This window comes from Lacticaseibacillus boliensis (genome assembly GCF_054784775.1).
The window spans coordinates 22,620-30,297 of record NZ_BAAIHN010000033.1 but is presented as its reverse complement, the minus strand read 5'-3'; the positions used below and the strand labels follow the sequence as shown (position 1 = coordinate 30,297).

At 51.4% G+C, this 7,678-nt stretch carries 7 protein-coding genes; 6 read left to right on the top strand and 1 reads right to left on the bottom strand.

The genetic code is table 11. The features are described 5' to 3' along the window. The 5 genes from ACYVRB_RS11740 to ACYVRB_RS11720 all read left to right on the top strand — a co-directional run. Nucleotides 1-479: hypothetical protein (locus tag ACYVRB_RS11740; protein ID WP_461215574.1), on the top strand; the 479-nt coding region annotated here is incomplete at its 5' end. Continuing rightward, a complete protein-coding gene (locus tag ACYVRB_RS11735; RefSeq protein ID WP_461215572.1) occupies nucleotides 457-2,373 on the top strand; it encodes an acyltransferase family protein in 1,917 nt (638 codons plus the stop codon). The genes ACYVRB_RS11740 and ACYVRB_RS11735, both read left to right, overlap by 23 nt. 336 nt (nucleotides 2,374-2,709) lie before the next feature. After that, nucleotides 2,710-3,909, top strand: a complete 1,200-nt coding sequence (locus tag ACYVRB_RS11730) for a quaternary amine ABC transporter ATP-binding protein (RefSeq protein ID WP_461215571.1) — start codon at nucleotides 2,710-2,712, stop codon at nucleotides 3,907-3,909. Continuing rightward, on the top strand, nucleotides 3,902-4,744 hold the full coding sequence (locus ACYVRB_RS11725) for an ABC transporter permease (RefSeq protein WP_461215569.1): 843 nt from the start codon (nucleotides 3,902-3,904) through the stop codon (nucleotides 4,742-4,744). Before ACYVRB_RS11730 ends, ACYVRB_RS11725 begins: the two co-directional genes overlap by 8 nt. Before the next feature lie 10 nt (nucleotides 4,745-4,754). Further along, nucleotides 4,755-5,651: a glycine betaine ABC transporter substrate-binding protein gene (locus ACYVRB_RS11720; RefSeq protein WP_461215567.1), complete on the top strand. Its 897-nt coding sequence runs from the start codon at nucleotides 4,755-4,757 to the stop codon at nucleotides 5,649-5,651. Between the two features lie 53 nt (nucleotides 5,652-5,704). Here the strand turns inward: ACYVRB_RS11720 and ACYVRB_RS11715 are convergent, their stop codons facing one another. Continuing rightward, nucleotides 5,705-6,457 (bottom strand): flavodoxin family protein, encoded by a 753-nt coding sequence (locus tag ACYVRB_RS11715; protein WP_461215566.1) that lies wholly within the window; start codon nucleotides 6,455-6,457, stop codon nucleotides 5,705-5,707. Nucleotides 6,458-6,614: 157 nt separating this feature from the next. Between ACYVRB_RS11715 and ACYVRB_RS11710 the strand changes: the two genes are divergently transcribed. Next, nucleotides 6,615-7,676 (top strand): dipeptide epimerase, encoded by a 1,062-nt coding sequence (locus ACYVRB_RS11710; RefSeq protein WP_461215565.1) that lies wholly within the window; start codon nucleotides 6,615-6,617, stop codon nucleotides 7,674-7,676. Nucleotides 7,677-7,678: the final 2 nt, after the last annotated feature.

Below are 7,678 nucleotides of genomic sequence, written 5' to 3'. Positions count from 1 at the left end.
CTAGCTTTTGGTTTCGACGCTTAGAGCATAGCATGGGTAGCTTTGTAGGTGTCCTTTTAATTTGTCATTTTAAAAAGGGCCTACACTCTCGGCGTTGGATTTCTCCAACACCAGAAAGTGTAGACCCCGTTTTTTTGATTATTATTGCAGGAGTGGCAGCCCTGCGGCCATCCGTTGCGCAACATGCTGACGTTCGATTGGATAAGCAGCGGATGACCTATGATGGGCGGATGTTGAAAAATAAATTCGACGGCCAAGGGACACTGAAATTTAAGAATGGCGATCGTTATCAAGGCCGATTCAAAGCGGGACGTTTTGATGGTGCCGGAACGTTTACGTCACATCGCGGCTGGCAATATGAGGGTCATTTTAATGCTGGATCGGCGATTGGGCAGGGCATCTTGATCAAGGGAAATCATACATATAAGGGGACAGTTAGTGGTGGTGTATTTAAGCGTGAAAAAGTCTCGCAGAATTAAATGGTTCAGTTTGGTACGCATTACAGGGTTAATTCTAGTGTTGACGTATCATTTTTTTCAGACAAGTTTCCCTGGTGGCTTTATTGGCGTGGATGTTTTTTTCACCTTTTCTGGTTTTTTGATAACCAGTTTGATGATTGATGAAGCAAATCGAACACGTGATTTTCACTTACTCGCGTTTTACCGGCGACGGTTTTATCGAATCGTGCCGCCACTTGTTCTGGCGGTGTTAGTCGTTACCCCATTAACGATGCTCGTGAGGCCGGATTTTGTAGCTGATTTAGGCCATCAAATAATGGCTGCGTTGGGTTTTGTTACAAATTATTTTGAAATCGCAACTGGCGGAAGCTATGAAACCAAGTTTACGCCGCATCTGTTTGTGCATACCTGGTCGTTAGCTGTTGAAATGCATTTCTATTTACTATGGGGATTATTAAGTTGGATTTTAGCGCGAGTGACGTTGTGGCACGGTGGCGACGATTATCGCCGGGCTCAGCATTATCGCATGACCTTAGGGGTGCTGGCACTACTGCTTGCTATTGCTAGCTATGGCACGATGATCATTCGAGCAAACGGACTTCATGAGTTCTCGCCGGTTTACTTCTCAAGTGTGACTCACAGTTTTCCTTTTTACTTTGGGGCATTTGCTGGGGCGATAAGTGGCATCACGAACTTAACTCAACCCATGCAATGGTTGAGCCGCCGAAGTCACGCTTGGCAACCAGCCTTAATGATGATACTGAGTGCGGGTACGTTAGTCATTCTTGGCTTTAGATTAAGATTCGATCATTTAGTGACTTATACATTAGGAATGTTTGTGGCTGTAGTGATTTCTTGTGTGATGATCATCTCGGCCCGCTTGCTACATGATCAGACGCAAGGGATAGATGAACCACGGGTAGTGACATTCCTTGCCGATACTTCATATAGTCTGTATCTTTATCACTGGCCGCTTTATGTCATTTTTTCACAACGAATGAATAATCTAAGTGCAGTGGTTTTGACGGTGATTTTAGGACTTATTTTTTCGACGTTATCCTATTACGTGATCGAGCCACTGGTGGCAGGAAAGCCGTTGACACAGACTGTGCAAGGCTTTCAGAGATGGCAGTTCAAAGGCTTGGCATTAGTAGCGACGCTGGTTTTGAGTGTAGTCTGTGGTTGGCGCGTTTCTCAGGCACCCTCGATGACACAGCTCGAAAGCGATTTGTGGATCGGCGATCTTTATCAAGATCGCGATCAAACAGAAGGCAATGTTACAACCATGCTTGCCGCCCAAAAGCCGAAACCAGCAGTTCGGACGTTAGTTTCTGTTGCTGCAAAACGTAATGATGATTATCGTGCGAAGAATATGAACAGTACGGCATCAAAAAATGGGATTCCATCGGGAACATCAATTATTGGTGATTCAGTGACATTAGGGACAAGACGCTATCTCCAACCTCACGTGGCTGAATCCAACGTTGATGCGCAAGGTGATCGAACGATGGATCTGGCATACAAAATCATCATGCAGCAGCAGCGTACCCATCAGTTGCGTGAGTTTGTTGTGATTTGTATTGGGACCAATGCGTTGGATGACTATGCCAAACAGTTGCATCAAATTCTTACCGATTTACAGCCGGGACACAAGGTGGTCTTAATGACGCCGTATAATGCGAAGGCTGCTCCAGACTGGAATTCGTCAAAATTGGCAGTGCTTGAGCGGAAATTACCTGCAAAATATCAATGGATCACGATCGCGGATTGGGAAAGTGTTGCCTCGCGTCATCCAGCTGTTTTTGCGGGTACAGATGGTGTTCATTTTGCAGGTCGCGCTGAAGGCGATAAATTGTATGCTGATACGATTAATGCGGCACTGGTAACCGCAGCAAAAAAGCCAGCAAAGTCGTAGTCCAAAACGATCGATAAAATATAGACTTGCCAACAGGACTTCAAAGTCGTTGGCAAGTTTTTTTGCTTTAAATGAGAAAAAACACACTATTATTTAATCAAAATTAAAGGATGAATCGCCGCCTAAACTTGTGCTTGCTTTGGCGCGGATAATGCTGTCTTAATGGTATCGGAAGCGCTGTTACTATCGGGTGACATCCCCCTTGATCTTCTCCATAACGGAATCAGGAAAATATGAGAGTGGTTGGTACCAGTTTGAAATAATCGTAATCTATCTGTATCGTTGAGAGTGTAGTTTTTATTGCAGAACACGTTGAACTCACGAAGGAGGACTGTTATGACCACCAAAGTTGAGGTCAAAAACCTAACCAAGATCTTCGGCAAACATGTGGCCAAGGCCAAAGCAATGCTCGAAGAAGGACATACCAAACAAGAAATCTTGGCGGCGACAGAGGCGACCGTTGGTGTCGACCGCGCCAATTTTTCCGTTGAAGATGGCGAGATCTTTGTCATCATGGGGCTGTCCGGATCAGGGAAGTCGACCACCATTCGCATGCTCAACCGCCTGATCAAGCCAACGAGTGGCAGCGTCTTGATCGACGGTGAAGACATCGCCACGATGGGCAAAGCCCAGCTACAGGCCGTTCGTCGGCAAAAGCTCAGCATGGTGTTTCAAGGCTTTGCGCTACTGCCCAACCGAACGGTCCAGCAAAATACAGAGTTTGGGTTAGAGATTCAAGGTGTTGGTAAGGTAGAGCGCGCCGCCAAAGCTCAAAAAGCGCTGGCGATGGTAGGCCTGAGCGAATATGCCGACCAGTATCCTGATCAGCTGTCTGGGGGGATGCAACAGCGGGTCGGCTTGGCACGCGCGTTTGCCAACGATCCGGAAGTGTTATTGATGGATGAAGCCTTTTCTGCGCTGGATCCTTTGAATCGCCGCGAGATGCAAGACGAACTCTTGGACCTACAGGCGAATTTGCACAAGACCATTATTTTTATTTCCCATGATCTGAACGAAGCGCTGCATATTGGCGATCATATCTTGATCATGAAAGACGGCGAGATCGTCCAGGTCGGGACACCAGAAGAGATCTTGAGCCATCCTGCAGACGATTATGTGGAACGGTTCATCGAAGGCGTCGATCGCTCACAGGTCTACACCGCAGGCAACGTGATGGTCCGCGCCACCACCGTCAACGTGGAAAAGGCCGGTCCCCGGTTGGTTGCACGGCGTATGCGCGATAACGAGATCTCGAGTCTGTATGCGATCGATTCACAGCGCCACCTGCTAGGCATCATCGACGCCAAAGACGTCCTTGTGGCATTGGCACATAATCAAGAAGATATCCGGCCGCTGGTCAAAGACATCGTGCCCACAACGAGCATCGACACGCCGCTTTCAGACTTGATGGATGCTGTGTCGAGCACGCCGGTACCATATGCCGTCGTCGATGACCACAACCGGTTGCAAGGCATCATCATTCGCGGTGCTGTCTTAGGTGCTTTATCAGGAAACGAGGTGAACGTGAATGTTTGATCTTCCTAAAATCCCCTTGGCGCATTGGATTGATGCGTTTGTCGCATGGATCTCACATTTTGAAGCCTTTTTCTATGTCATCACCAACGCCTTGGGCGGAATCATCAACGGGATCCAGTGGGTGTTTGACCTGTTGCCGATCCCGGTATTCATTCTTGCCGTCATCGCCTTAACGTGGTGGTTGACGCGTCAAGAACATAAGCTCGGATTGCTGGTCTTCGAGCTGGTAGGCTTTTTGTACATCTGGAACCAAGGCTTTTGGCGTGACATGACCCAGACACTCACGTTAGTGTTGACTGCCAGTTTGCTGGCGATCATCATCGGGGTGCCCCTCGGCCTTTGGGCGGCAATGAACCGAACCGTGGCGCGGATCGTCAAGCCGCTGATGGATTTCATGCAGACCATGCCGGCCTTCGTTTACCTGATTCCGGCGGTCGCATTGTTTGGTATCGGTATGGTGCCCGGCGTGGTGGCGAGTGTGATTTTTGCGATGCCGCCGACGGTGCGGATGACGCAGTTAGGAATCCAGCAGGTTCCCAACGAGCTGATCGAAGCCGCCGACAGCTTCGGGGCAACGCGCTGGCAACGGCTGATCAAAGTGCAGCTACCTGGTGCGGTCTCGACAATCATGGCTGGGATCAACCAAAGCATGATGCTGGCGCTGTCGATGGTCGTCATTGCGTCGATGATCGGGGCGATGGGGCTGGGGACCCAAGTTTATTTCGCCGTCGGTCGTAACGAAGCCGGGAGCGGTTTTGCCGCTGGGCTGGCGATCGTGATCGTCGCGATCATCTTGGATCGCATGACTCAAGCGATGAACCGCAAGCAACATTAAGGAGGCAAGTATGCGCAAACTCAAAATTATTTTGACCGCCTGCGCCTTGTTGCTCGGGCTTGCCGCCTGCAGTACAGCGCCTGCCAAATACGATGCCGGCCAACCGCTGGGTAAGCAGATCAACTACACAATCACTGGCATCGATGCTGGTGCCGGGGTGATGAGCCGCACGACGATCGCGTTGAAAAAATACGGGCTGAGCAAGCACAACTGGCAGTTGCAAACCAGCTCGACGGCAGCGATGACCTCGACGCTCGCTAAGGCCGTTGAACACCAGCAGCCAATCGTGGTGACCGGCTGGCAACCACATTGGATGTTTGATAAATATCATTTGAAATTTCTCAAAGACCCCAAGCATGCTTACGGCACCAGCGAGGCCATTCATACGATCGCACGCAAAGGGCTGAAGCAATCTGCCCCGCAGGCGTACACCGTGCTTGATCGCTTCTACTGGACGCCGGCCGATATGTCGACGGTCATGCTCAAAGTCAACGACGGCAAACAGCCCGCCACCGCTGCCAGGCAGTGGCTACAAGCCAATCCCAAGGCGCTGCAGCAATGGACGCAGGGGTTGAAACACGTGCACGGCCAGAAGTTAACGTTGACGTACGTGGCGTGGGATTCAGAAATTGCGTCGACCAACGTGGTGGCGCAGGCCTTGCGAAGTGTGGGGTATGACGTGACGATCCGGCCGATGGAAATCCAGCCGCTGTGGGCGTCTGTTGCCACCGGCGCCGCTGACGCAATGGTGTGCGCGTGGTTGCCTAACACCAGTGGCAAGTATTACGCCGATTATAAAGGCCAGTTTGTCGATTTGGGCATCAACCTTCGCGGCGCGCGCGTCGGGTTGGCGGTGCCAAAATATATGACCAACATCAACTCGATATCGGATCTGGTTACCAAATAAAGCAAAAAGAAGTCGGAAAACTGCAGATTCAGTTTTCCGACTTCTTTGCTTATTCAGCGATGTTTGTGGCGCATAAAGGTCGCGTAGTGCAAGATTCCGGCGAGCAAGACGAAGAAGATGACAACGAAGCTGGCATAGCGGCTCCAGAAGTTGCTGGTCAGCGGCGGAAGTAGCTGTTGGATGCCCATCGTGGCAAGCGCCATGACGGCGATCATCCCAAATAGTAGGCAGTATCGTTTCAAGGTTTCATCATCCTTTCGCGCTTTTTTGGCGACTTTACCCGCGAGGTTGCGGGCTTCATCCAGCTTGGCCGGTGGCAGATCGTGCCGCTTCCAGGTGTTAGGCAACACTAGTTCACCGGCTTTGCGCAGTCCCGCGGCGCTCATCGCTTTGTCGAGCGTCATCAGCGTTGAATCTGTCTGGTGAGTGAAAAAATTATCCAGCCCGCTGGCAAAACAGCTGGTGATCGTGGCGTACACCTTGCCTTTGCAACCGCCTGGCAAGGTGTCCCCGGCTTTGGTCATCCGGGTGAGCTTGGGCCGAAGGCAGTCGAGTGTTTGCTTCAGTGGCCCGGCGACGCTGCCATAATAAGTTGGACAGGCAAGCAACCAGGCGTCAGCGGCTTGAAGCTTGGCCACTAACGCATCCAGCCCTGGGTTGGCTTGATGGGGAATGGCAGGGGTCAGTGCCAACTGGTTCAGGTCAATAAATTCGTGGGTACCCGGTGTCGCGTTTAACACGGCGTGGGTAAGTTGGGCGGTCAAGCCATCAGGGTTGTGGCCGCCAAATAGGGCAATCGTGTGCATGTCATCACCTCAATTTCAACTTAGCAATCCTAGCATCCGCTGTCAACTCATAATTACCGTGTTTAGATAGTAGAAGGGATGATTTTATAAGCAGAGAAGGCGTGAAAGCGTATAATAGTCCTCATCAAATTAAAATCTGATTCAAAAGGAGTTTGCTATGACGCGAATCAAAACCATTCAAGGCCGGCTGGAATCGGTGCCGTTGACCCATCCCTTTACGACGGCCAAGCATACGGTACTGGCTGCCGACAGTGTTGCAGTCGACGTGACGCTTGAAGACGGCCGCGTTGGTCACGGCGCCGCGACGCCCAATGCGGTCGTGACCGGCGACACGCTCAACACTGTGTTGACCATTATCGACGACGTTATCGCCCCGGCACTGGTCGGGCGTGATAGCGATGACTTTAATGCATTGCAGGCGTTGTTACAACGCTGTATTTTACATAACACTCCGGCCAAGGCCGCAGTCGAAATCGCCTTGTATGATTTGCGTGCACAACGTTTTGGCGTGCCGCTGGTGACCTTGCTCGGTGCCAGGTCAACGCCTGTGGTCACAGACTTTACGATTGGGATCGCAGCGCTTGATGATATGATTGCTGAGGCCAAAGCCAAGGTGTATGAAGGGTTTGGCGCGCTGAAGATTAAGCTAGGCACCGTGCCGTTGGCGGAAGATATTGCGCGTGTCACTGCGATCGCTAATGCCGTCGGCCGCGACGTGCATCTGCGTCTCGATGCCAATCAAGCGTGGTCGCCTAAAGAAGCACGCAACGCGACGGCTGCTTTTGCCCGAAGCGGCTTGTTGATCGACTTTATCGAACAACCCGTCGCTGCGGCTGATCTGGCAGGGCTTGCGGCGGTGACGGCCGTGAGCCCGATTCCGATCATGGCTGATGAATGTGTGCACAGCTTTGCCGATGCCCAAGCGGTGGTTGCCGCGCATGCGGCTGATTACGTTAACATCAAGCTGATGAAGACCGGTGGGCTCGGTGTTGCTGAACAGATCAACGGCTTGTGTGCGGCCAACGGCATCGCATGCATGCTGGGGTGCATGATCGAATCGCAAACCAGCTTGGCGGCAGCGGTAGCGTTTGCCGCCAGTCATGACAATGTGCGGTTTGCGGATCTCGATGCCGTGTACATGATCGACGCTCAGGACACACCGGCTTACCTGAGCTTGCAAGGCCCACAGATCACCTTAACGCACGCTGTCGGATTATAATG